The following is a 24,454-nucleotide window of genomic DNA, read 5'->3' as shown; positions in this document are numbered from 1 at the left end:
GACCATCCAGCTCAGGCTTCGGCGGGCAGCGCGGCGACCGCCGGGATCGGAGCCGAGGCGAAGACCTCTGGGGGTTCCGGGAACAGCTTTACCAGCAGCGGGTAGGCCACCGCTGCTGTCACCAGGGTCACCACCAGGCTGATGTCGACCCCACCCGCCAGGTCGCCCAGGGGGCCCGCGATCATCGGTGTGTTCGTGCACAGCAAGCCCAGCGTTGTCGCCGGGATCCAGGCGGCCATTGCTCGCCAGTTCACCCCGCGGGTGAACCAGTACCTGCCGCCCTTGCGGCCCTCGTTGAACACCTGCAGGTCCGCCACGTCGTAGAACCCGCGGCGCTGGACGAAGCCGATCATCATGATCACCATCCAGGGGGACGTGCACAGGACGATCAGCGTGGCGAACGCGTTGATGCTCGACACCATGTCCAGCACGAAGTTGCCCACGAACACGAATGCCACGCTCAGCGTTCCGATCGACAACGTCGCCCGTACCCGGGACAGCCGCGGGAAGATCGAACTGAAGTCCAGGCCTGTTCCGTACAACGACGTCGTTCCCGTCGACAGGCCGCCGATCAGGGCCACCACGATCAGGGGGATTGCGTACCACAGCGGGGAAATCGCCGTCAGGCCCGTGATGTAGTCCGCGGGGTCGGCCACCAGGGTCGCCGTCGCGATGCCGAAGCCGAACGGGAGCAGTGTGGCCACCTGGGCCAGGAACGGGGCCGCCAGCAATGACCGTTTGCTGTGAGAAGACGGGATGTAGCGGGCCCAGTCGCCGAGGAACGCGCCGAACGAGATCGGATTCGCCAGTGCTGTCAGGGCCGCGAGGGTGAACGTCGGCCAGAACGTGCCCAGTGCGTACGTGCCTGTACCCGCGTAGGCCGGGTCGAACGAGCCGCCGTACGCCAGTACGCCCAGCAGCATGATCGCCGTGCCGAGGACCACCGCGATCCGGTTGACCAGCAGCATGAACCGGTAGCCGTAGATGCACACCACCAGCGTCGCGATCGCGATCACGCCGTACGCGACCCCGCGCAGCACCGCGCCGCCGTCGAAGCCGAACAGCCGCTGCGCCGCTCCGGCCACCGCGTCGCCGCTGACCCAGACCGAGATCGCGAAGAACGTGATCGCCGTCAGCAGCGAGAGGAACGAGCCGACACAGCGGCCGACCACGCCGAAGTGCGCGCCGGACGACACCGCGTTGTTCGTCCGCGTCCGCGGTCCGAACAACGCCATCGGGGCCAGCACCAGCCCGCCCACGACGACACCCAGTGCGGTCGCCGAAGCCGCGTCGCGGAAGCTCAGCCCGTACGCGATCGGCAGCGTGCCCAGGATGATCGTGGCGAACGTGTTCGCGCCGCCGAACGCCATCCGGAACAGGTCGCGCGGGCGGGAGGTCTGCTCGGCCGGCGGGATCGGCGCGATCCCGTGCTGCTCGACCTCCGTCACGCGGGTGCTCATGCGAACCTCGTCATCACGTGCTTGACCCGGGTGTACTCGGCGAAGGCGTACGCGGAGAGGTCCTTGCCGTGGCCGGAGTGGCCGAACCCGCCGTGCGGCATCTCGGCGGCCAGCGGCCCGTGCGTGTTGACCCACACGCAGCCGAAGTCCAGCTCGGCCGAAACTCGCGCGGCGACGGCGAGGTCCCGCGTCCAGACCGACGACGCCAGCCCGTACGGGACGCCGTTGGCCAGCGAAACCGCCTGCGCTTCGTCCGAAAAGGACTGGACCGTGGCGACCGGCCCGAAGATCTCCTCCTGGACGATCTCGTCGTCCTGACGCAGCCCCGAAACAACCGTGGGGGAGAAGGAGAAACCGCGCGAACCGAACCGCGTGCCGCCGGTTTCGATCCGGGCGTGGGACGGCAGCCGCGAGATCAGTCCCTCGACGCGCGAGAGCTGCGCCGCGCTGTTCAGCGGCCCGAAGTCGACGCCCGGCGTCTGCGCCGAAGCCGTCTTCGCCAGTGAAGCGACGAAGTCGTCGTGGATGGACTCGTGGACGAGCACCCGGCTGCCCGCCGTGCAGTCCTGCCCGGCGTTGTAGAACGCCGCGCCCACGATGCCGGCCGCCGTCGAGGCGAGGCCGGCGTCGGGGAACACCAGCAGCGGCGCGTTGCCGCCCAGTTCGAGGTGGGTGCGCTTGAGGTCGGCGGCGGCCACGGTGGCGACGTCGATGCCCGCCCGGGTCGACCCGGTGATCGAGACCAGTGCCGTGAGAGGGTGGCGGACCAGCGCGCGGCCGGTGTCGCGGTCACCGGTCAGCACGGTGAACGCACCCGACGGCAGGAACTCCGCCGCGACGCGGGCCAGCAGCACCGCGGTCGACGGCGTCGTCTCGGCCGGCTTGAGCACGACGGTGTTGCCCGCGGCGAGCGCGGGCGCGATCTTCCAGACCGCCATCATCAGCGGGTAGTTCCACGGCGCGATCTGCGCGCAGACGCCGATCGGCTCGCGGCGGATCACCGACGTGTGGCCCGGCAGGTACTCCCCGGCCGCGGTGCCCTCCAGCTGCCGCGCGGCGCCCGCGAAGAACCGCAGGGCGCTCACGCACTCCGGGATCTCCTCGTCCAGGACGACGGACCGGATCTTGCCGGTCTCCCGCACCTCGAGGTCGGCGAACTCCGGCGCGCGCGCCTCGAGCGCGTCGGCGATCTTCAGCAGCGCCAGCTGCCGCTGCGCCGGGGTGCTGCGCCGCCACCCCGCAAACGCTTGCGCGGCGGCCGCCATCGCCTTGTCGACATCGGGCTGCGAGCTGACGACGCTGGTGCCGAACACCTCGCCGGTCGCCGGATCGGTCAGGTCGAGCGTGCGGGTCATGCCTTCTCCAGATGGGTCGGCGCGAACATCTTGAGCAGCGCGGGGAGGACTACGACGGACGGCCCGGGCGTGCGCAGCGCCTTCGCCAGGTCCGCGCCCACCGTGTCCAAAGAGGACAACGTCGCGGGCACGCCGAACGCCGAAGCCAGCGCCACGAAGTCGGGCCGCGCCAGCTCGGTCGCCGTCGTGCGGCCGAAGGCGTCGGTGAGGTACTCGCGGAGGATGCCGTAGCCGCCGTCGTCGACGATCAGCCACGTGACGTCGAGGCCGTGCTGCACCGCGGTGGCCAGCTCGGCGAGCCCGTACATCGCGCCGCCGTCGCCGGACACGGCGAGCGTGGCACCCCCGGCGGCCGCGCCGCCGAGCGCGCCCGGCAGCCCGTAGCCCAGCCCGCCCGCGCCCTGCGCCGTGTGGATCGGCGCGCCCTCGGGGTTCCACGCCGACCAGGCCCAGTACGCGGCGATCGTCATGTCCCAGTACGTCTGGGTGCCCTCGGGCAGTGCCGCGCGGATGTCGTCGATCAGCTTGCGCTCGACGGCCAGGTCCTGACCGGCCAGCCGCGACTCCACCCGCGCGAGCAACCCCGAAACCGCCTTCTCGGCCCGCCCGTCGGACGGCCGCATCGGCACCCACTCGAGCAGCGCCTGCAGCGTGGGCCGCACGTCGGCGTGGATGCCGAGGCCGGGGTAGTTCGACTCCAGTTTCCCGAGGTCGGCCTCGACCTGGATCACCCGGCCGCGCGGGGCGAACTCGCGGTAGTTGCTGGACAGCTCGCCGAGCCCGGAGCCGAGCACGAGCAGGACGTCGGCGCCAGCGAGGAACTCCGTCGTGTGCCAGTCCTCCAGCCACGACCGCCCGGACAGCTCGTGGTCCCAGCCGAAGACGCCCTTGCCGCCGAAGGTCGAGATCACCGGCGCCCGCAGGGCCTCGGCCAGGGCCGTCAGCTCGGCGTGCGCGCCCGAGCGCAACGCCCCGCCGCCGGCCAGGATCACCGGGTTCGACGCCGCCGCCAGGAGCTCGGCCGCCTCCGCGACCAGCTCGGGCAGGGGCGCGAGACCAGGGGGAGCGGCCGGCGCCGACGTGATCGGCGGGATCCCGGCCGGTCCGAGCAGCACGTCTTGGGGGATCTCGACCCACACCGGGCCGTACGGCGCGGTCGCCGCCGACGTCCAGGCCTCGCGCAGCGCCGTCGGGAGCTGGCTCGCCCGGCGCACGACGTGCACCGACTTGACGACGTCCCGGAAGCTGGCCTGCTGGTCGGGCAGCTCGTGCAGGTAGCCGTGCCGTCCGCCGCCGAGCCCGGCGACCGGGACCTGGCTGGAGATCCCGAGCACCGGCACCGACGCGGCCCGGGATTCCTGCAGGGAAGCCAACGTCAGCAACGCGCCCGGGCCGGTCGACACGACGAGCGGCGTCACCGGCGCCGGGCCCTCGGGGTTCGCGGCGAGCCGCGCGCGGGCGTGCCCGTCGGCGGCGAACGCGAGGTTGTTCTCGACGCGCCCGCTGATCACGCGGACGTCGTCGGCGCGCCGCAGCGCCTCGAACAGGCCCAGCGCGTGCTGGCCCGGCAGGCCGAACACGGTGTCGGCACCCAGTGCCCGCAAGGTCTCGACGACGACGTCGCCCCCGATGCGCGTCATGCGCCCTTCCCCAGCGTCAGCAGGCTCACCAGGTCGTAGGCGACGTGGGAGGCCGCGATGGCGGTGATCTCGGCGTGGTCGTAGGCCGGGGCGAGCTCGACGACGTCCGCGCCGACCAGGTTGAGGTCGCGCAGCCCGCGCAGGATCTCCAGGAGCTCGCGGCTGGTCAGCCCGCCCGCTTCGGGGGTGCCGGTGCCGGGTGCGTGGGCCGGGTCGAGGACGTCGATGTCGACCGAGACGTAGAGCGGCCGGTCGCCGATGCGCTGCCGCAGCGCGTCGATCGTCTCGGCGACGCCGCGGCGCAGGACATCGCCGGAGGTGACGATGCCGAAGCCGAGCCGCCGGTCCTCCTCGAGGTCCCGCTTGCCGTACAACGGCCCGCGCGTGCCGACGTGCGACAGCGCGCTCGTGTCGAGGATGCCTTCCTCGGACGCCCTCCGGAACGGCGTGCCGTGCGTGTACGGCTCGCCGAAGTAGGTGTCCCAGGTGTCGAGGTGCGCGTCGAAGTGCAGCAGCGCAACGGGTCCGTGCTGCTTCGCCGCGGCCCGCAGCAGCGGCAGCGCGATGGTGTGGTCGCCGCCGACGGTCACCAGGCGTGTCCCGTTCGCCTGCAGCGCCTCGGCTTCCTGCTGCAGCGTCTCGATCGCCTCACCGATGTCGAACGGGTTCACCGCGATGTCCCCGGCGTCCACGACCTGGCACTCGGCGAACGGCGAGACGTCCAGCTCCGGGTGGTAGGGCCGCAGCAGCCGGCTCGCCTCGCGGACGGCCGCCGGGCCGAACCGCGCGCCGGGCCGGTAGGACACCCCGGAGTCGAAGGGCACCCCGACGACGGCGACGTCGGCGCGGGAGACCTGGTCGATCCGCGGCAGCCGCGCGAAGGTCGCGAAGCCGGCGAACCGGGGGACGTGCGACGAGTCGAGGGGTCCGATGTTAGGCACTGGTGGGCTCCTGTTCCCGGTTCGAGAGGGGTGTTTCGCGGCCGCTCAGCCGGCGGGTCCAGACGGAAAGGATCGAGTCGGCCGTGCGGGGCGTCGCGAAGCTGACGGCCAGGTACACCACCAGGCTCGCGCCGAGGCCCCAGTAGATCGGGGTGTTGGCGGCGACACCGTCGATGATCATGAACGCGATGACCGAGATCGTGCCCGCGACCATCGACGCGTACGCGCCCTGCCGGGTGCCGCGCTTCCAGAACAGGGCGCCGACGATCGCCACCAGCAGGCCGCCGACCAGGAGGTCGTAGGCGATGGTGAGCGCGTTGACGACGTCGTCGACGATCATCGCGATGCCGATGGCCAAGAGCCCGAGCACCAGCGTGGCGAGCCGGTTGCGGCTGACTTCGCCGCCCTTCTTCAGGCCCAGCTTGCTCAGCAGGTCCGACGTCGTCGTGGTGGAACAGGCGATCAGCGCGCCGCTCGCCGTGGACATCATCGCCGAGAGCGCGGCGGCCAGGACCAGGCCGCGGACGCCGGTCGGCAGCAGCCGCTCGACGATCGTCGCGAAGGCGTCCTGCGCGCTGGCGATGTCCGGGTACAGCGCGTGGGCCGCCGTGCCGATCAGGGCGCCGGCCAGACCGTAGACCAGGCAGTAGACGCCGGAGGTGATGCCGCCGGACGTCGCGATCCCCGGCGTGCGGGCGGTGAACACGCGCTGCCAGATGTCCTGGCCGATCAGCAGGCCGAAGGTGTAGATCACGAAGTAGGTGATGATCGTGTCCGTGCCGATCGAGGTGAAGCTGAAGAAGCTCGCGTCGAGCTTGGCGCTCATGCCGTCGAACCCGCCCGCGGACGAGATGGCGACCGGCAGCAGGATCGCCAGGATGCCGATGGTCTTGATGACGAACTGGGCGATGTCGGTGAGCGTGATCGACCACATGCCGCCGAGCACCGAGTAGAGCACCACGATCGAGCCGCCGATCGCGATCCCGGCCCAGTTCGGCAGGTCGAACAGCACCTTGAAGATGGTCGCGAACGCCAGCGTCGAGGTGACCGTCAGCATCAGCGTGTAGCCCCACATGACGACGCCGGACACCGCGCTCGTGCGGCCGCCGTAGCGCAGGTCGAGCATCTCGCCGACGGTGTAGACCTTCAGCCGCACCAGCCGGCGCGCGAACAACGCGTGCAGCACCAGGATGCCGACGCCGATGCTGACGACCAGCCACATGCCGGAGAGGCCGTAGGTGTAGCCGAGCTTCACCCCGCCGACCGTCGACGCGCCGCCGAGCACGACGGCCGACATCGTGCCGGAGTACATGAACCAGCCCAGCCGCCGCCCGGCGACGAGGTAGTCGGCCTTCGTCTTCGCGAGCCGCAGGCCGTACCAGCCGACCCCGAGCATTCCCGCGATGTACAGCGCGATCACGGCGTAGTCCCCGGTCACGGCGTCCTCCTTGCCTCATTGGCGGGTGTTCGGGTCACCGTAGGTTCGTCCGGCACCGTCCGGGCATGGGATGATTCATCCCCATATCGACATCGGCGGGGATGAAATGACCCAAAACGCGGAGGAACCGGCCACCGAGGTGAATGTCCCGTTACGGGCGGTCGTCGGCAACCGGGACCTGGCTCTCGAAGCCGTCCGCGAGACGCTGCGGCCGGGCGCCCTGGACGCCCCTGTGCGCTGGGCCCACGTGAGCGAGCTGCGCGACCCCGCGCCGTACCTGGTCGGCGCCGAGCTGATCCTCACCGCGGGCGTGAACCTCCCGGCAGAACCGGCGGAGGTCGACCGGTACGTGCGCGGGCTGCGCGACGCCGGCGTGACGGCGCTGGGGTTCGGGCTCACCCCGACGGTGTTCGAGACGCTGCCGGAATCCCTGCGCCGGGCCTGCGCGCGGCACGGGCTGCCGCTGCTCGTGGTGCCGCCGCGGACCCCGTTCCTGGCCGTGAACCGGGCGGTTTCGGTCGCCCTGACCGAGGCCGGGCAGCGGGAGCAGCGGCGGATCACCGAGGCGCGGGAAGCGTTGACCCGCGCCGCGGGGGGCGGGCTCGGCGAGCTGACGTCGTCGCTGGCGGCGCGGCTGCGGTCCTGGGTCGCGCTGGCCGGCGCGGGGGACGTCCTCGCGGCGGCGCACGACGCGCCCGCGCCGTTGCCGCCGGAGGTGCGGGAGCTGATGGCGACCGTGCGGGCGGGCCGCGGGATCCGCAGCGCGACCACCGAGACCGGCGGCGGCTTCGTCGTCGTCCAGCCGGTGTACCCGCAGGCGACGGCGTCGCACCTGGTGGTGGTCGGCCGGTCCCGGCGCTACGACGGCGCCGACCGGGCGATCCTCGCCGTCGGCGCGGCGCTGCTCGGCCTGGTCGGCCGCGCGGGTTCGGACGCCGCCGAGCTGGGCGCGGCGGCCACCGGCCTGCTCCTCGGCCGGACGTCGGCCCGCGGTGTCGCGCGGGCGCTGCTCGGCTCGGGCGTCGCCCGGCTGGTCGCCGGGGCGCCCTGCCGGCGTGGCCCCGACGAGGTGGCGCAGCGCCCGGACTGGTTGCGGGCGCGCCTCGACACCCCGCTCGTCGAGGTGCGGCCCGGGCCGTCCTTCGTGGCCATCGCCGGCTCCCTCCCGGCGGCGGCGCTGGAGGACCTGCTGGCTTCGGGCTGGCTGGCGGCGGCGGGGTCGCCGGTGCCCGCCGAGCAGCTGGCCGGTGCGGTGGCGGAGGTCGACCTGCTGCTGGCGCGGGCCCAGGCACTCGGCCGCCCGGTCGTCGCCGGGAGCGGGCCGCTCGACTTCGACGCGCTGCTGGCCCCGGACGCGGCCGCGGGCTTCGCGGCGAAGGCTCTCGAACCGCTGGTCGCCCTGGACCGGTCGGGCGAGCGCGAGCTGGTGCGGACGCTGCGGACGTGGCTGGCCCACCACGGCGGCTGGGAGGCGGCGGCGGCCGGGCTGGGCGTGCACCGCAACAGCGTCCGGCACCGGATCGCCCAGGTCGAGCGGGCCCTGGACGTGGACCTGGCGGACCCGGAGGTCCGGATGCGGCTGTGGTTCGCGCTGCGCTGGGCGGGCTCATCGGACGCACGGTGAGGCTTGTTCAGCCGTCGGCCGCCGCATGACTTCGCGGTGATCAGCGGCGTCCGAGCGGGCCGCGGCGGCCTGACCAGAACAAGCCTCAGTCCTTAAAGGGCACTCTCAGGAAAATATGGGATTGTGGGCTCGTGCGAGTTTTGGTAGTCGAGGACGAAGAACCCCTGGCCGACGCGATCGCCCGTGGCCTGCGCCGCGAAGGGATGGCGGTGGACGTCGCGCTCACCGGGGACGACGGGCACGAAAAGGCCGCCGTCACCCGGTACGACGTCGTGCTCCTGGACCGGGACCTGCCCGGCATGTCCGGGGACGAGCTGTGCCGGGAGATCGTCGCGTCCGGGGAACTGACCCGGGTGCTGATGCTGACCGCCAGCAGCTCGGTGTCCGACCGGGTGGACGGGCTGTCGCTGGGCGCCGACGACTACCTCGCCAAGCCGTTCGCCTTCCCCGAGCTGGTCGCGCGGGTGCGGGCGCTGGGCCGCCGGGCCACGCCGGCCGCGCCGCCGCTGCTCACCGCCGGGGACGTCGAACTGGACCCGGCGAAGCGGACCGTCCGGCGCGCGAGCGGCCCGATCGAGCTGACGCGCAAGGAGTTCGGCGTCCTCGAAGTCCTGCTCTCGGCGGCCGGGTCCGTCGTCAGCAGCGAGGAACTGCTCGAACGCGTCTGGGACGAGAACGCCGACCCGTTCACCACGACCGTCCGGGTCACCGTGATGACGTTGCGCAAGAAGCTCGGCGAGCCGGGGATCATCGAGACCGTCGTCGGCTCCGGGTACCGGGTGCCGGAGCCCGGCGCGCCGCGCGCGTGAACCTGCCGGGCACCCGCAGCCTCCGCGCCCGGATCACCCTGCTGGCGACCGTGCTGGTCGCCGCCGTCAGCCTGCTGCTGCTCTGGCTGGCCTGGACGCTGGTCCGGGACTCGCTCGACACCGTCCCGCAGATGCCGCCGGGCAGCGTGGTGGTCGTCGACGGCGTCCAGGTCGACGCGTCGACGCTGGCGGAACACCTGCGCGTGCACGCCCGCGACCGGATGCTGCTGTTCGGGTCGATCGCGTTCCTGCTGGTGGTGGCGGCCGCGGCGATCCTCGCCTGGACGTTCACCTCGCGGGTGCTGCTGCCGCTGCGCGAAATCACCGGGACGGCGCGGCGGCTGTCGGTCGAGTCGATGGGCGAGCGGATCGGCGAGGTGCGTTCGCGCGACGAGCTGGCCGAGCTGGCGGGGACGTTCGACGACATGCTCGACCGGCTGCAGGCCGCGTTCGACGCGCAACGCCACTTCGTCGCGAACGCGAGCCACGAGCTGCGGACGCCGTTGTCGGTGATCCGCACGGAACTGGACGTCACCCTCGCCGACGACGCCGCCGACGAAGCCGAGCTGCGCCGGATGGCCGGGGTGGTCCGGGACGCCACCGAGCGCGCCGGGCAGCTCGTCAACTCGCTGCTGCTGCTGGCCCGCACCGACGGCGCCGGCCTCGGGGTGCACGAGCCGGTCGACCTCGCGGCCGTCGTCGACCGCGCTTGGCGCGCGGTCTACCGCGAAGCCGAGCAGCGCGGGATCCGGGCTTCGTTCACGACGCCGCCGGCGCCCGCGTTCGGCGATCCCGCGCTGCTGGAACGGATCGCGGGCAACCTGCTGGAGAACGCGGTCCGCCACAACGTCGACGGCGGCTGGCTGGAGGTCGTCACCCAGCCGGGGCCGCAGTGGTCGACGCTGCGGGTGCGCTCGTCGGGCGGGCTGGTCGACCCGGCGGCGGTGCCGGAGCTGTTCGAGCCGTTCCGCCGCGCCGGGGTGGCCCGCACGGCCCGCTCGGGCGCGGGCCTGGGGCTGTCGATCGTCCGGGCGGCGGTCCAGGCGCACGGCGGAACCGTGACGGCGGAACCGATCGTGGGTGGCGGCCTCGCGGTGACGGTCCACCTCCCGGTGCGCTGATGCCCCGGGCCGCTCAGCGGACGTCGACGAAGATCGGGTTCGCGTACAGCCAGAGGTCCTCGAACGGGTTCGCCTGGCCGATGACGTCCGGCGTGGGTTCGGAATCGCCGTTCGAGCCGCGGATCCGCGCGTAGAACGGTTCCCGCACGTTGCGGAAGGTGTGCCGGAACACGACCTGCCGCCCGGGCGCCCACCGCGGCTCGAACGACTCCACGACCCGGGTGCCCGGCGCCGTCATCGTGTCCGGGTCGGCCACGGGACCGGTGACCGGGCCCGCGATGACGTCCAGCCGGGCCAGCCGCGGCACCGAGCCGCTGCCGTTCGGGCGGGACGCCGGCCGCGCCGACACCACGATCGTGACGTCCGAACCCCGCCGGACCCGCAGGCGGCCGCCCAGCGTCGCCGAGGAACCACCGCCGGCCGCGACAACCGCCAGCTCCTGGGCCAGGCCGCCGTGCGACAGCCAGATCCGCCCGGCCCGCAGGCCTTCCAGCACGCCTTCGAGGCTTCGCCGCGTCACGCCGACGTACGTGCGGCTGAACTCCCCGGGGTAGAAGTCCGCGTACGGCGCGAGCAGCTGCGGGACACCGGTGTCGACGGGGTCGGGGAACTTCCCGTGCGTGTCGTACCAGCCGTCCGCCACCTGAGGCCGCACCAGCGTGTCGCCGCGGTTGTAGTGCGAGTCGGAGTTCGCGGTGATCCACCACGGCTTGCCCTCGGCGAGCAGCGAGTCCCACAGGCCGCCGACCTTCGCCGTCGCCCAGTCCCAGCCGCCGAACGTCCGGTAGGCCTCGGCGGGGTAGCCGGGCCACGAGTTCGGGCCGGGGCTGTTGGCGTAGCCGCCGCGCGCGCCGCCGTTGCCGAGCGGCTTCGGGAAGCCGTCGGCCTGCGCGCCGGGCGCGCCCTCCATGCCGATCACGATGTCCGGGGCGGCGTCGCGGTAGGCGCGCAGCTCGTGCGGCGCGACGCGGCCGTTGCGCAACGGGTGGTTGATCAGCACGACCGGCGCGTGGATCCGCCGCGCGCGCTCTTCCGAAGCCAGCCACCGCAACGCCTTGAGCGCGAGAGCCTCGTTTTCCGGGCTCGACGCCTCGGAGTCCGTCAGCCGCCAGTCGAAGGACCGCTCGAACTCGCGCAGCTTCGCCGCCTGGTCCGTCCCGGCCTGGAAGAACACCGTCGCGTGCTCGGCGCCCGGGACGTTCCACTCCATGCCGTGCCACAGCAGCAGGTCCGGGTACTTCCGCCGGGCGGCGGCGAAGTCCTTCTCCGTCGGCTCGACCGAGACCTTCTCGTGCTCGGCGTGGCCGTGGTCGGTGAAGACGATCCAGTTCGCGCCGTGCGCCCGCCCGCCGGCGGCGATCTGGTCGATCCGGTACATCGCGTCGTAGGAATACTGGCTGTGGGTGTGGTGATCGCCGGGCAGCCACTGGTAGCCCCCGCACAGCCGGCCCGGATCGAGGTCGGCGTGGGCGGACGTGGGAGCGGGGGCGGGCAGCGGCACGCTCGCGGCGGCGGCGGCCAGGCCGGCCCCCTTGAGGAAGCGGCGTCGGTCGGTGGTCACCGGCGGGACGCTAAGCCGCCGGGGTGAACGGGCGGTGTCCCGGCGGCCAACGTGTGCTGTGATCTTCGGTGTGGAGGAAAGCCCCCTGGTCCGCGTCCTGGTGCCGGTGATCGCCCTGGCGGCGGCCGCCGGGGTGGGACTGGCCTTCGGCGTCGCGGCGCTGGTCCGGCCGCCCGACCTGCCGGTGGACCGCAGCCCCGCGCCGCTGGCGGGACACACGTTGTGCGCGGCGGTCGTCGTGACCTTCTCCACCGACGACGACATGCGCGCGGCGGCGCAGTCCTTCCGGGACGACCCGAAGGCGCGGCGGGTGTTCGTGGACCCGCCGTCGGTCTCCCTGCTCGCCGTGCCGGGTACCGACCTGAAGGCGTGGGCGCAGGAGCTCCACGCCCGCTACCGGACCGCCGAGCGGGTGACGGTGATCGACTCCGACGCGACGGCGGCGCAGCTGAAACTCACTGCGCCGCCGCCGAAGTGCCCTCGTGAGGGCGAGTACTAGCGCGCCGGAACCGAAGCGACCCCCGGGGCGAGGAACGGCTTGCCGTTCACGCGCTCGGAGACGCCGGAGCGGTCCAGGTACGGCGTGATGCCGCCGTTCCAGAACGGCCAGCCGGCGCCGAGGATCAGGCACAGGTCGATGTCCTGCGCCTCGGCGACCACGCCCTCGTCGAGCATGATCCGGATCTCCTCGGCGATGGCCGCGAGCGCCCGCTCGCGCACCTGCTCCGAAGTGGACGGCTTGTCACCCTGCGTCCAGAGTTCGACGACCTCGGGGTCGGCCGACTGGTTGCCTTGGGCGTCCCAGATCCAGACGCCCTTCTTGCCCGCCTTGACGAACTTGGCGAGGTTCTCCGACACGGTGAACCGGTCCGGGAACGCCTCGTGCAGCGTCTCGCCGACGTGCAGCGCGATGGCCGGGCCGACGAGCTGCATCAGCGTCAGCGGCGTCATCGGCAGGCCGAGCGGTTCCAGGGCCTTGTCGGCGACGTCGAACGGCGTGCCCTCGTCGACGGTGACCAGCACCTCGCCGAGGAAGCGCAGCAGCAGCCGGTTCACGACGAACGCCGACGCGTCCTTAACCAGCACGCTGGACTTCTTCAGCTGCTTGCCGACCGAGAACGCCGTCGCCAGCGAGGCGTCGTCGGTCTGCTCGCCGCGGACGATCTCCAGCAGCGGCAGCACGGCGACCGGGTTGAAGAAGTGGAAGCCCACGACCCGCTCGGGGTGCTGCAGCTTCGACGCCATCGCGGTGATCGAGAGCGACGAGGTGTTCGTCGCGAGGATCGCCTCGGGCGAGACGTGCTGCTCCAGCTCGGCGAACACCTGCTGCTTGACGCCCAGCTCCTCGAAGACGGCTTCGATGACGAAGTCGGCGTCGGAGAACGCGGCCTTGTCGAGCGAGCCGGAAACCAGTGCCTTGAGCCGGTTCGCGCCGTCGGGGGAGACGCGCTTCTTGCTCAGCAGCTTGTCGATCTCGGCGTGGACGTAGCCGACGCCCTTGTCGACGCGCTCCTGGTCGACGTCGGTCAGCACGACCGGCACCTTCAGGCGGCGCACGAACAGCAGCGCGAGCTGGCTGGCCATCAGGCCGGCGCCGACGATGCCGACCTTGTTCACCTTGCGGGCCAGGGACTTGTCCGGCGCGCCGGCCGGGCGCTTGGCGCGCTTGTTGACCAGGTTGAACGAGTACAGCCCGGCGCGCAGGACGTCGGACATGAGCAGCTCGGCGAGGCCGTCGGTCTCGGCGGCGTAACCGCGGTCGAGGTCGTTCTCGCGCGCCAGCTCCAGCAGCTCGACGGCCTTGGTCGCGCCCGGCGAAGCGCCGTGCGTTCGCCCGTCCACAATGGACTTGGCGCGCGCGATGGCGGTGTCCCACTCCGCGCCGCGGTCGATCTCGCGGCGGGCCGGGGTGATCTCGCCGTTGACGACCTTGGCCAGCCACAGCAGCGACTGCTCGAGGTAGTCGGCCGAGCCGAAGACCGCGTCGACGATGCCGAGCTCCGCCGTCTGCTTGACGTTGAGCATCTTGTTCTGCGCCAGCGCGTTCTCGATGATCACGGTGACGGCGGCGTCCGGGCCGATCAGGTTGGGCAGCAGCTGCGTGCCGCCCCAGCCCGGGAACAGGCCGAGGAAGACCTCGGGGAACGCGATGGCGGCGGTGTTCTCCGACAGCGTCCGGTAGTGGCAGGACAGGGCGAGCTCGAGCCCGCCGCCCATGACCGCGCCGTTGACGAACCCGAACGTCGGGATCTTCGTCTCGGTGAGGCGCCGGAAGACGTCGTGCCCGGTCTGGGCGATCTCGCGCGCCAGCTTCGGGTCGCTGACGGACTCGACACCCGAGAGGTCCGCGCCGACGGCGAAGATGAACGGCTTGCCGGTGACCGCGATCGCGGCCGGCTCGGCCTCGAACGCCTTGTCCAGCGCGGCGTTGAGGGAGACGAGCCCCTGCGGGCCGAAGGTGTTCGGCCGGGTGTGGTCGTGGCCGTTGTCGAGCGTGATGAGCGCGACGGGCTTCTCGAGCCCGGGCACCTTCACCAGCCGCGTCACGGCGTGCGTGACGACCTCGTCCGGGAACGCGGCCTTCGCTTCTTCAGCGGTGAACGTCATTACTTCGCCCCCTCGAACGCCGGGTTCTCCCAGATCACGGTGCCGCCCATGCCGATGCCGATGCACATCGTCGTCATGCCGTAGCGCACGTCGGGCCGCTCGGCGAACTGGCGGGCCAGCTGCGTCATGAGCCGGACGCCGGACGAGGCCAGCGGGTGGCCGCACGCGATCGCGCCGCCCCACTGGTTGACGCGCGGGTCTTCGTCGTCGATGCCGAAGTGGTCGAGGAAGGCCAGCACCTGCACGGCGAAGGCCTCGTTGATCTCGAACAAGCCGATGTCGTCGATGGACAGCCCGGTGCGCTTGAACAGCTTCTCGGTGGCCGGCACCGGGCCGATGCCCATGACCTCCGGCTCGACGCCGGCGAAGGAGTAGCCGACCAGCCGCATCGCGACCGGCAGGCCGAGCTCGCGGGCGGTCTCCTCGTCGGCGAGGATCGACGCGGTGGCGCCGTCGTTGAGGCCGGCCGCGTTGCCCGCGGTGATCCGGCCGTGCGGGCGGAACGGCGTCTTGAGGTTCGCGAGGGTTTCCAGCGTGGTGCCGGGCCGCGGCGGCTCGTCCTCGGTGGCCAGACCCCAGCCCAGCTCCTTCGAGCGGGTGGCGACGGGGACCAGCTCGGGGCCGATCTTGCCGGTCTTGACGGCTTCGGCGTACTTCTCCTGGCTGCGCGCGGCGTAGGCGTCGGTGCGCTGCTTGGTGATCGCCGGGAACCGGTCGTGCAGGTTCTCGGCGGTCTGGCCCATGACGAGCGCGGTCGGGTCGACGAGCTTGTCGGCGATGATCCGCGGGTTCGGGTCGACACCTTCACCCATCGGGTGGCGGCCCATGTGCTCGACGCCGCCGGCGATGGCGATGTCGTAGGCGCCGAAGCCGATGCCGGACGCGGTGGTGGTGACGGCGGTCATCGCGCCGGCGCACATGCGGTCGATGGCGAAGCCGGGGACGGACTTGGGCAGCCCGGCCAGCAGCGCGGCCGTGCGGCCGATGGTCAGGCCCTGGTCCCCGATCTGCGTGGTGGCGGCGATGGCCACCTCGTCGACGCGCTCGGGCGGCAGTTCGGGGTGCCGCCGCAGCAGCTCGCGGATGGTGTTGACGACGAGGTCGTCGGCGCGGGTCCCGGCGTAGATGCCCTTGTCGCCGGCCTTGCCGAAGGGGGTGCGGACCCCCTCGACGAAGGCGACGGTGCGCACCCCTCGCGCGGTCGGCGCGAGCGGCGTTGCTGGTGCGGCCACGAATGCTCCATGAAGTAGAGGTCTTTGCCCGCACGATAGCCCTTGTTACCCGTCGGTAACCAGGGTAGTGGCCCGGTCGAGTGGGCTACGGCACACTCTTGGGCGTCAGCGTCTGGCCCTTGAGCAGCCACGCCACCCCGAACGCCGCCACGGCGACGCTCTCCAGCCACAGCGCCGGGTGCCACTCCGGGACCAGCCGCAGCCGGCTCGTCAGCGCGATGAGCACCAGCGCGGCCAGGATCACCACGCCGCACCCGCGGTAGACGATCCCGGTGCCCGGGGGCTGCTCACCGTCGTGGGGGAACAGGCGCAGGCAGAAGTACGCCAGCATCAGGAAGAACACCGCGGCGAAGGCCAGGTGCAGCACGCCCGAGGTGCGGTCCCACGCCGTCACGTCGTGGTCCGGCGCCGCCGGGAACAGCGCGAGACCGATCGCGCCGAGGCCGGCCACGCTGCTGGCGACGTTGTCGGCGAAGTCGTGGCCGTAGTAGGCGAGCAGGAACACCCCGGCGGCGCACATCGCGCCGACGAAGACGTTGCGCAGGTCGGTGTAGTAGTAGCCGCTGAGGGACCCGATGAGGTCGCCGCCCTGGACCAGCTGCTTGCCGAGGATCAGGACGAACGGCAGCGCCAGGCCGATGAGCCCGATGGCCCGCCGGAGGAACAGGTAGGAGTGGACGAGCGTGGTCTGCGGGGATCGGGTTGCCGTGGTCATGGCCGCCTCCGGGGTCTCACCGAGGTCATCGGCGTTCTCGTGCCCCGGGACAAGCGTTGTTATCCGACGGGTTCCCAGATCCTCAGCTGATCGTTACGCAGTTCGGCGAAGGTGCCGTCGCGGTGGGCGATGGGGTGGAATCCCGGGGCGAAGCCGACGCGGGCGCCTTCGGCCGGGTCCCAGACCTCGAAGCCCGCCTCGGCGGCGACGTGGAGCAGGCCGCCGTGGGCCCACATCGGGCCCTTCGGGCCGGCGAACATGCCGGTGCGGCGCCCGGTCCCGGCGTCGTAGAGCTCGACGCCGTCGAGCATCTCCTGCCAGGAAGCGCCCATGCGCTGGATGGCGACCGTGGTGTCGTCCAGCCAGGCGATCGGCTGGTCCCAGTCGCTGCTGCGGCCGGGGGTGAGGTGCCGGCCCGTCTCGGCCGCGTGGACGTCACCGGCGAGCCACGCCGCGACGTCCACGACCAACGGGGAGCCCACGGGCATCCAGACCCAGCCGTCCCCGACCAGTGATCGCCCCGACGGGCTCACGTGGAGCGCGCCCTGGAAGTAGTCGAGGTAGTGCTCGGGTTCCGGCTCCCCGCGTTCCGGTGCCGCGGTTTCCCGGTCGGTCAGCAGGTCGCCGCCGGGCAGCGTGAACACGTCGAGCCGGTTCCAGTCGGTGCCCGCGACGACCTTCGCCGTCTCGCCTTCGCCGAGGAAGGCCAGCGGGAACCGGGTGTACTCGTTGTCGTTGCCGTCCCGGTCGAGATCGAGCACGGTGACCCACTCGCCGAGGTCGACGACCGTGGCGAACCGGCCGTAGTCGGAGACCACCGCCGCGAACCGCCCGTCGCGCGAGGTGTGCAGACCGCGGCGGGGGCGGTCCGGGAAGTCGCGGATGTCCACGGGGGTGTCTTCGGGCAGCTCGACCGGCCCGACGAGCCACTGGTCGTCGTCGGTGATCCGCACGAACCCCTCCGCGGTGAGCGCGAGCCAGTGACCGGGCATCGGCGCCAGGCAGCCGTCGTTCACCGGCCGCACCGGGCAGGGGCGTGCCGACCACGTGCCGCCGAGTTCCCTGTCCCGCAGGAGTACTTCGGGTTCGCCGTGCCAGCCCGAAGGGAAGCTCTTCTGGTCGGCCCGGTCGGCGCAGCTCTCGCAGGCTCCGGCCAGCTCGGCCGGGGTGCACCCGGCGCAGACGAGGTCGTAGCGAGTGCCCACGCCGGTCAGATGACGGGTGGACGCGGGAGGTTCTTCGACAGCCAGGTGCGGACAGAGGCGCAAGCTGCCGGTGCGGCCCGGGTGGCCGCAGGGCAGGGTGTTCACCACCTCAGTGTCGACCTGCGGCGCAACCGGTTTACCCGGCGCCGAGGTGCGCCAGCCAGCCACCCTTCGCCGAAATGTCCTCCGCGCCCTCCGTCGCCGCGGGTTCGCAGAGGAACCCGGACACCGACGTGCCGTCCGCCAAGGCGATCTTCCCGATCGTCAGCGGGCCCGGGATGCGTGACACGAACTCGCCGAACCCCCGGGCCGGGAGGTCCCACACCTCCGCGGCGATCGAAACGCCGCCGGACGCGACCCGCACCAGTCCCGGCTTCGGCGGCACCGTGTCCAGCGCGTACAGCCGGTACGAGGCCGCCGTGAGGGTTTCGGCCACGAAGCGGCCGCCCCGGGAGGTCAGTTCGTGGTTCAGCGGCTGGCCCCGCAGGTGCGCGCCGACCACCACGATCGGGATCCGCTCGCCGCGCAGGCCCGCCAGGGCCGCCAGCTTCAGGTCGTCGTGCGGGGCGCCGACCAGCATGACGCCGAACGGGCGCCCGGCCACCGTGCCCGCCGGGACCGCCAGTGCCGACAGGCCGAACAGGTTGGTCGAGTTGGTGAACCGGCCGAGCCGCGCGTTGACCGCGACCGGGTCCTCGGCCACCTCCGCGATCGTCGGGTGCTCGGTCGTCGTCGGGAACAGCAGCGCGTCGACGCCGGCCAGCGCCACCAGAGCTTCCGTTCGCAAGCCCGCCAGGGTCGCCTGGTCGGCGAACAGCCGGTGTGCGGGGATGTCCCGGGCCGGGCCGATGATCGAGCGCACGACCGGGTCGACCGCGTCCGGGTGAGCGTCGATGAACTCGCCGACGGCGGTGTACCGCTCGGCGACGAACGCGCCGCCGTACAGCAGCTGCGCCGCTTCCAGGTACGCGGAGACGTCCACCGTGGTCACTTCGGCCCCGGCCGCGGCGTAGTCCGCGACCGCGGCGTCGAACGCCTCGGCCCAGCCGGGCGCCAAGGGGCCCAGCTGGTCCGGTGACGGCACACCGAGCCGGAACCGTCCCGTGTGGACCTGCGCGGGCTCGGCCAGGCAGGTCAGGGCGAACGACGCCTCCTCGACCGTCCGCGCGAACAGCGTCACGCAGTCGATGCTCGCGCACGCGGGCACCACGCCCTCGGCCGGCAGCAGGCCCGGGGTCGGCTTCAGCCCGACGATCCCGTTGAACGCCGCCGGCACCCGGCCCGACCCGGCCGTGTCGGTGCCCAGCGCCAGGTCCGCGATCCCCAGGGCGACCGCCACCGCCGAACCCGAGCTCGACCCACCCGACACGTACGCCGGGTCCACGGCGTTGCGCACCGCGCCGTACGGGCTGCGCGTCCCGACCAGCCCGGTCGCGAACTGGTCCAGGTTGGTCGTGCCGAGCACCAGCGCGCCGGCCGCCCGCAGCCGCGCGACGACCGGCGCGTCGGCGTCCGGCTTGAACGCGTACGCCGGGCAGCCCGCGGTCGTCGGCAGCCCGGCGACGTCGATGTTGCCCTTGACCGCCACGAGCTTGCCGAAGAGCGGCAGCCCGGCCGGGCCGCGCTCGGCCAGGGCCGTGGCTTCCGCCAGCACGTCGGCTTCGGGACGCAGGTCGATCCAGATCTCGGGCCGATCGACCCGTGCGATCCGGCCGTACGCGGCCCGCACCCGCTCGATGACGCTCATCCGAGCACCACCAACGGCGTTCCGGGCGCCACCTGGTCACCGGGGGACACGAGCACTTCGACCACCTCACCGCCGGCCGGCGCGGGGATCCGCGCCTCCGTCTTCATCGCTTCCAGGGTCACGAGCGGCTGCGCGCCCTCGACGCGCTCGCCCGCCGTGACGTCCACCCGCCACACCGTCGCCGCGAACGGCGCCTCGACGACGTGCCCGCCCGGCGGCGCCTCGACCCGCGCCGGGGGCCGGGTGACCGGCTCCGGCTTCGGGTCGAACTCGCCCGCCGCGGCCCACGCCCGCCGTTCCGCCTCGAACGCCGCCGCCTGCGTCGCCCGGAACCCGGCGATGCTCCCGGCGTTGTCGGCGAGGAACTTCTGGTAGTCGGCCAGGGCGAAGGAGCCGTCCCGGACGTCGAGTTCGAGCTGCCCGGCCGAACTCCGCGCCCGCAGGTCCAGCAGCTCCTCGGCCGACACCGGGTACCACGAGATCCGGTCGAAGAACCGCAGGTTCCACGGCCGGTCGCCGCCGTGCCAGCTGTTCCACACCTGCACGGTGCGCCCGACGAACTGGTACCCGCCGGGGCCTTCCATGCCGTAGATGCACAGGTAGGCGCCGCCGATGCCGACGGAGTTCTCGGCGGTCCAGGTCCGCGCCGGGTTGTACTTGGTCGTGACCAGGCGGTGGCGCGGGTCCAGCGGCGTCGCGACCGGCGCGCCGAGGTAGACGTCGCCGAGACCGAGCACGAGGTACTCCGCGTCGAACACCGTCCGGTACACGTCGTCCACACTGGACAGCCCGTTGACGCGGCGGATGAACTCGATGTTCCACGGGCACCACGGCGCGTCGTCGCGCACGCCGGTCATGTACCGCTCGATCGCCTCGCGCGTCGCCGGGTCGTCCCACGACAGGGGCAGCCGGACGCTGCGGCTGGGCACCACGAGGGCGTGCGTCGGCGGCAGGTCCCGCTCCAGCTCGCGCACCAGCCCGAGCGCCTTGCCGACCGGCAGCGCGTCCGGGTCGACGTGCACCTGCAGCGACCGGATGCCCGGCGTCAGGTCGACGATCCCCGGCACGCCCTCGGCGGCCAGGCGCTCGGCGAGCGCGTGCACCCGCATCCGCAGCGCCAGGTCGAGGTTCATCTCGCCGTACTCGACGAGCAGGTTGTCGTCGCCGCTGCGGCGGTAGGTGACGGACGGCTCGTCGTCCGCCGCCGGCAGCCGGCCCAGGACACCGCCGTCGTGGCGGGCCGTCCGGGTGGACGTGACCGCCGAGGCGGGGCTTCGCCGCAGCGCCGCCGCGTGGTCGGTGTCGATCGGCACGAACCGCACGGTGTCACCGGGCCGCAGCTGCCCGAGCTTCCACCGCTCGCCGGTGGCGACCGTCGCCGGGCAGACGAACCCGCCCAGGCTGGGCCCGTCCGGGCCGAGCAGGATCGGCAGGTCGCCGGTGTAGTCGACGGCGCCGATCGCGTACGGCGTGTCGTGGATGTTCGACGGGTGCAGGCCCGCCTCGCCACCGTCCGCGCGGGCCCACTTCGGGCGCGGCCCGACGAGCCGGACGCCGGTGCGCGCCGAGTTGAAGTGCACCTGCCAGTCCGTGGCGTAGAACGTGTCGACGTCTTCGGGGGTGAAGAACTCCGGCGCCGCGTGCGGTCCTTCGAGCGCGCCGATCGTCCAGTGGCCGGCGAACGCCGGCCGGTCGGCCTCCGCGACCGGCCCGACAACCGGGTCGGCCGGGGCCGGCCCCGGCTGCAGGACGTCGCCGGTGGCCAGCGCGCGCCCGCCGTGACCGCCGAAGCGGCCCAGCGTGAACGTCGCCGCGCTGCCGAGGAAGCCGGGAACGTCGACGCCGCCGCGGATGAGGACGTAACTGCGCAGCCCGGCCGTGCACGCGCGGACGTCGAGCGTGGCGCCGGCGGGAACCTCGACCGGCGTCCACAGGGGAACTTCGGTGCCGTCGACCAGCACGGTGGTGGGTGCCCCGGTGACGCACACCTCGGTGGCGTGGGAGAACCGCAGCGTGACACCGTCCACGGTGCACTCCAGGCCGGGGGCGCCTTCGGGGTTGCCCAGCGCGAGGTTGCCCAGGCGCAGCGAGAGGTCGTCCATCGGGCCGCTCGGCGGCACCCCGACGTGCCAGAAGCCGGTGCGGCCCGGCCAGTCCTGCACGGTCGTCATCGTGCCGCCGCGCACGACGTCGATCCGCGGTTCCGCGTCCTCGACGGCATCCAAAGTGGACGTGTCGTGGCCGGCGGCGCCGAACGCCGCGTCGGCGGCCGCGGCCCTAAGCTGGCCCAGGTTGGTCTGCACGCCGTCGAACCGGGTCGCGGCGAGCGCTTCCCGCAGGTTCGCGAGGGCGTCTTCGCGATCGGTGCCGGTGCAGATCACCTTGGCCAGCAACGGGTCGTAGTGGGTGGTGACGGTGGTACCCGGCTCGACCCAGGTGTCGACCCGCGTGCCCGGGGGCAGCGTGACCCGCGTGACGAGACCCGCGCTCGGCCGGTGCCCGGCGCTCGGGTCCTCGGCGTACACGCGCGCTTCGACGGCGTGGCCGCGCGCGACCGGCGTCGCACGGAACATCCCGCGGTCGCCCTGGGCGAGCCGCAGCATCCAGGCGACGAGGTCGACGCCGTAGACCGCCTCGGTGACCGGGTGCTCGACCTGCAGCCGGGTGTTGACCTCGAGGAACGCCGCCTCGCCGCGTTCGGCGTCGTAGACGTACTCGACCGTGCCCGCGGAGCGGTACCGCACGGACGAGCACAGCGCGACGGCGGAGTCGACGAGCTGCTTCCGGACGGTGCCGGGCAGGTCCGGCGCCGGGCACTCCTCGACAACCTTCTGGTTGCGCCGCTGCAGCGAGCAGTCCCGTGTGCCCAGGGCGAGGACCTCGCCGAAGCCGTCGCCGAACACCTGGACCTCGACGTGCCGCGCGCGGCTCACGAGGCGTTCCAGGAAGACGCCGGAGCTGGCGAAGCTCTTGGCCGCGACGCTGCGCACGGTGTCCCAGGCGGCGCGCAGCTCGTCCGGCGACGGGCAGGCGCACATCCCGATGCCGCCCCCGCCGCCGGTCGCCTTGAGCATCACCGGGTAGCCGATGTCCCCGGCGCGCGCCAGCGCTTCGTCCACATCGGACAGCAGGCCGGTGCCGGCCAGCAGCGGCACGCCGGCCGCGATCGCCGCCTCGCGGGCGGTGTGCTTGCTGCCGAACACCTCCAGGTGCTCCGGCGACGGCCCGGCGAACGCGATCCCGGCTTCCTCGCAGGCCCGCGCGAACGCCGCGTCCTCCGAGAGGAAGCCGTAGCCGGGGTGGATCGCGTCGCAGCTGGTGTCGACGGCGGCGCGGATGATCGCGTCGGCCCGCAGGTAGCTCTCCGCGGCGGGCGCCGGGCCGAGCCGCACGGCCCGGTCGGCGAGCCGCACGTGCGGGGCGAGGCGGTCGGCGTCGGAGTACACGGCTACGGTCTCGAGACCCAGTTCCTTCGCGCTGCGCAGGATCCGGACCGCGATCTCGCCGCGGTTGGCGACGAGCAGCCTCACTCGCCGCCTCCGGGGGAGATGACGATCATCCGCACCGGCGTCGGGTCGAACCCGTTGCAGGGGTTGTTGATCTGCGGGCAGTTCGACACGAGCACCAGCACGTCGGTCTCGGCCCGCAGCCGGACTTCCAGGCCCGGCGCGGAGATCCCGTCGACGATGCCGAGCGTGCCGTCCTCTTCGACCGGCACGTTCATGTACCAGTTGACGTTGCTGACCAGGTCGCGCTTGCCCAGCCCCCACTTCGCGCCCTCGATGAGGAAGTTCTCGACGCAGGCGTGCTGGTGGCGGGTGTGCTGGCCGTAGCGGAGGCTGTTGGACTCCTTGCTGCACGCGCCGCCGAGCGTGTCGTGGCGCCCGCAGGTGTCGGCGACGACGGTCAGCAGCGGTGCGCCCTCCTGGGTCCGCAGGACGCTGCCCGTGGTCAGGAAGATGTTGCGCTGCGCGGCGATCGTCGCGGCCGCGCTGTAGCGCTTCGAGGTGTCGTTCGCGTCGTAGCAGAGGAAGTCGACGGCCTGGTTGCCGCCCAGGTCCATGATCGCCAGCTCCTGGCCCTGCTTCAGCACCGTCGAGAACGGTGCCCGCGCGGGGACGTCGAAGCTGACTTCCAGCTGGGACTCGTACGCCGTGCTCATGCGATCCCCCGGGCGGTCAGGTAGTCGGCGGTGTTCTCGAAGGCGCGCTGCGCCTCCGGCGTGTGTGTCCACTCCGGACTGTCCGGAGTGGTCGGCCGGTCGCGCCAGGCGAGCACTTCGAGCTTGGACACGGTGTAGTCCGGGCGCGGGTCGACCGGGTGGGCGACGTTGGCGAGCAGCACGATCGACGGGACTTCGATCCGCAGGTCGACCGACTTCCCGGCGCCCGCGGACCCGGTGAACTCCAGCCCGCCGCCGTTCTGGACGCGCACGCCCTGGAAGAACGACAGGCTCGGCGGCAGATCGCGGGGCCCCAGGCCGTTCTTGGCCGCGGCCAGGGTGAACAGCGGCAGCCCGGCGGGGGAGGGGCCGTGCGGGGCGCCGTCGCCGTACCGCTCGGTGTTGCCGTCCACAGTGGACGTCCCGCACAGCGCGTCGTGGCGGCCGCTCGAGTCCGCGACGATCGTGGCCAGCACCCGCGCCTGGTCCGACAGCAGCGCCACCGACTCGCCGAGGTAGGCGTTCCACTGCACCTTCACCGTGTCGGCGACGTTCAGCCGTTCCCACGGCTGGTCGGCGTTGACCAGCAGCAGGTGGGCGCAGGCGTCGCCGTCGGGGTCGGTCAGCCGCAGCCGCGTGCCGCGGGCCAGGACCTTGTGCGTGTACCCGCCGCCGGCCACGGTTTCGGCCCAGGTCAGCGCGTCGGGCGCGACGCCGGGTGGCGGCGACGGCCAGGTGCTCGCCGGGATCGACGGCATCGTGTCGACCACGGTGCCCGCCTGGGCGCGGGCGTGGTCGCGGGCGCCGTAGGTCGTCGCGGTGGTGCTCATAGCGTCC

At 72.7% G+C, this 24,454-nt stretch carries 18 protein-coding genes; 4 read left to right on the top strand and 14 right to left on the bottom strand.

Features of this window, described 5'->3' with window-relative positions; genetic code table 11:
- Positions 1–11: 11 nt before the first annotated feature.
- Genes ACH54P_RS15305 through ACH54P_RS15285 form a run of 5 tightly spaced genes read right to left on the bottom strand, consistent with a single transcriptional unit; the run spans position 12 to position 6,834 of the window.
- Positions 12–1,460, bottom strand: coding sequence for a purine-cytosine permease family protein (locus ACH54P_RS15305; RefSeq protein ID WP_489913180.1), 1,449 nt, complete (start codon positions 1,458–1,460; stop codon positions 12–14).
- Positions 1,457–2,815 (bottom strand): aminobutyraldehyde dehydrogenase, encoded by a 1,359-nt coding sequence (locus tag ACH54P_RS15300; RefSeq protein WP_489913178.1) that lies wholly within the window; start codon positions 2,813–2,815, stop codon positions 1,457–1,459. The genes ACH54P_RS15305 and ACH54P_RS15300 overlap by 4 nt, the downstream gene beginning before the upstream one ends.
- The gene (locus tag ACH54P_RS15295) at positions 2,812–4,455 is read right to left on the bottom strand and encodes a thiamine pyrophosphate-binding protein (protein WP_489913176.1); all 1,644 of its coding nucleotides are present in this window, start codon (positions 4,453–4,455) and stop codon (positions 2,812–2,814) included. The genes ACH54P_RS15300 and ACH54P_RS15295 overlap by 4 nt, the downstream gene beginning before the upstream one ends.
- A complete protein-coding gene (gene speB / locus ACH54P_RS15290; protein WP_489913174.1) occupies positions 4,452–5,396 on the bottom strand; it encodes an agmatinase in 945 nt (314 codons plus the stop codon). The genes ACH54P_RS15295 and speB overlap by 4 nt, the downstream gene beginning before the upstream one ends.
- The gene (locus ACH54P_RS15285; RefSeq protein ID WP_489913172.1) at positions 5,389–6,834 is read right to left on the bottom strand and encodes a sodium:solute symporter family protein; all 1,446 of its coding nucleotides are present in this window, start codon (positions 6,832–6,834) and stop codon (positions 5,389–5,391) included. The genes speB and ACH54P_RS15285 overlap by 8 nt, the downstream gene beginning before the upstream one ends.
- A gap of 106 nt (positions 6,835–6,940) precedes the next feature.
- Between ACH54P_RS15285 and ACH54P_RS15280 the strand changes: the two genes are divergently transcribed.
- From ACH54P_RS15280 to ACH54P_RS15270, 3 genes are all read left to right on the top strand, one after another.
- Entirely contained in the window at positions 6,941–8,458 is a 1,518-nt protein-coding gene (locus ACH54P_RS15280) for a PucR family transcriptional regulator ligand-binding domain-containing protein (protein ID WP_489913170.1), read from the top strand.
- 131 nt (positions 8,459–8,589) lie between these two features.
- Complete coding sequence (locus ACH54P_RS15275) at positions 8,590–9,267, top strand: response regulator transcription factor (RefSeq protein WP_489913168.1); 678 nt, start codon at positions 8,590–8,592, stop codon at positions 9,265–9,267.
- Complete coding sequence (locus ACH54P_RS15270; RefSeq protein WP_489913166.1) at positions 9,264–10,388, top strand: sensor histidine kinase; 1,125 nt, start codon at positions 9,264–9,266, stop codon at positions 10,386–10,388. The genes ACH54P_RS15275 and ACH54P_RS15270 overlap by 4 nt, the downstream gene beginning before the upstream one ends.
- Before the next feature lie 13 nt (positions 10,389–10,401).
- Here the strand turns inward: ACH54P_RS15270 and ACH54P_RS15265 are convergent, their stop codons facing one another.
- Positions 10,402–11,949 carry a twin-arginine translocation signal domain-containing protein gene (locus tag ACH54P_RS15265; RefSeq protein ID WP_489913164.1) on the bottom strand — a complete coding sequence of 516 codons (1,548 nt, stop codon included), beginning with the start codon at positions 11,947–11,949 and terminating at the stop codon, positions 10,402–10,404.
- Positions 11,950–12,019: 70 nt separating this feature from the next.
- On the opposite strand from ACH54P_RS15265, the gene ACH54P_RS15260 reads away from it, so the two are divergent.
- Positions 12,020–12,448 carry a hypothetical protein gene (locus ACH54P_RS15260; RefSeq protein WP_489913162.1) on the top strand — a complete coding sequence of 143 codons (429 nt, stop codon included), beginning with the start codon at positions 12,020–12,022 and terminating at the stop codon, positions 12,446–12,448.
- Here ACH54P_RS15260 and ACH54P_RS15255 read toward each other — a convergent pair.
- The 8 genes from ACH54P_RS15255 to ACH54P_RS15220 all read right to left on the bottom strand — a co-directional run bounded on the left by ACH54P_RS15255 (position 12,445) and on the right by ACH54P_RS15220 (position 24,447).
- The gene (locus ACH54P_RS15255) at positions 12,445–14,556 is read right to left on the bottom strand and encodes a 3-hydroxyacyl-CoA dehydrogenase NAD-binding domain-containing protein (protein WP_489913160.1); all 2,112 of its coding nucleotides are present in this window, start codon (positions 14,554–14,556) and stop codon (positions 12,445–12,447) included. The two genes, ACH54P_RS15260 and ACH54P_RS15255, sit on opposite strands and share 4 nt — an antisense overlap.
- Entirely contained in the window at positions 14,556–15,746 is a 1,191-nt protein-coding gene (locus tag ACH54P_RS15250) for a thiolase family protein (protein ID WP_489916448.1), read from the bottom strand. The genes ACH54P_RS15255 and ACH54P_RS15250 overlap by 1 nt, the downstream gene beginning before the upstream one ends.
- A 127-nt stretch (positions 15,747–15,873) precedes the next feature.
- Positions 15,874–16,503, bottom strand: a complete 630-nt coding sequence (locus ACH54P_RS15245) for a DUF998 domain-containing protein (RefSeq protein WP_489913158.1) — start codon at positions 16,501–16,503, stop codon at positions 15,874–15,876.
- 59 nt (positions 16,504–16,562) lie between these two features.
- Positions 16,563–17,708 carry a hypothetical protein gene (locus ACH54P_RS15240; RefSeq protein ID WP_489913156.1) on the bottom strand — a complete coding sequence of 382 codons (1,146 nt, stop codon included), beginning with the start codon at positions 17,706–17,708 and terminating at the stop codon, positions 16,563–16,565.
- A 136-nt stretch (positions 17,709–17,844) separates the two neighbouring features.
- A complete protein-coding gene (locus tag ACH54P_RS15235; protein ID WP_489913154.1) occupies positions 17,845–19,455 on the bottom strand; it encodes an allophanate hydrolase in 1,611 nt (536 codons plus the stop codon).
- Entirely contained in the window at positions 19,452–22,985 is a 3,534-nt protein-coding gene (uca, locus tag ACH54P_RS15230) for an urea carboxylase (protein WP_489913152.1), read from the bottom strand. Before uca ends, ACH54P_RS15235 begins: the two co-directional genes overlap by 4 nt.
- Positions 22,982–23,617: an urea amidolyase associated protein UAAP2 gene (locus tag ACH54P_RS15225; RefSeq protein ID WP_489913150.1), complete on the bottom strand. Its 636-nt coding sequence runs from the start codon at positions 23,615–23,617 to the stop codon at positions 22,982–22,984. The genes uca and ACH54P_RS15225 overlap by 4 nt, the downstream gene beginning before the upstream one ends.
- Positions 23,614–24,447, bottom strand: coding sequence for an urea amidolyase associated protein UAAP1 (locus ACH54P_RS15220; RefSeq protein WP_489913148.1), 834 nt, complete (start codon positions 24,445–24,447; stop codon positions 23,614–23,616). Before ACH54P_RS15220 ends, ACH54P_RS15225 begins: the two co-directional genes overlap by 4 nt.
- Positions 24,448–24,454 lie beyond the last annotated feature (7 nt).

It is taken from the genome of Amycolatopsis sp. N2S4-7, assembly GCF_058119595.1.
The sequence above is the reverse complement of the archived record's forward strand: the minus strand, read 5'-3'. Positions and strand labels throughout refer to the sequence as shown.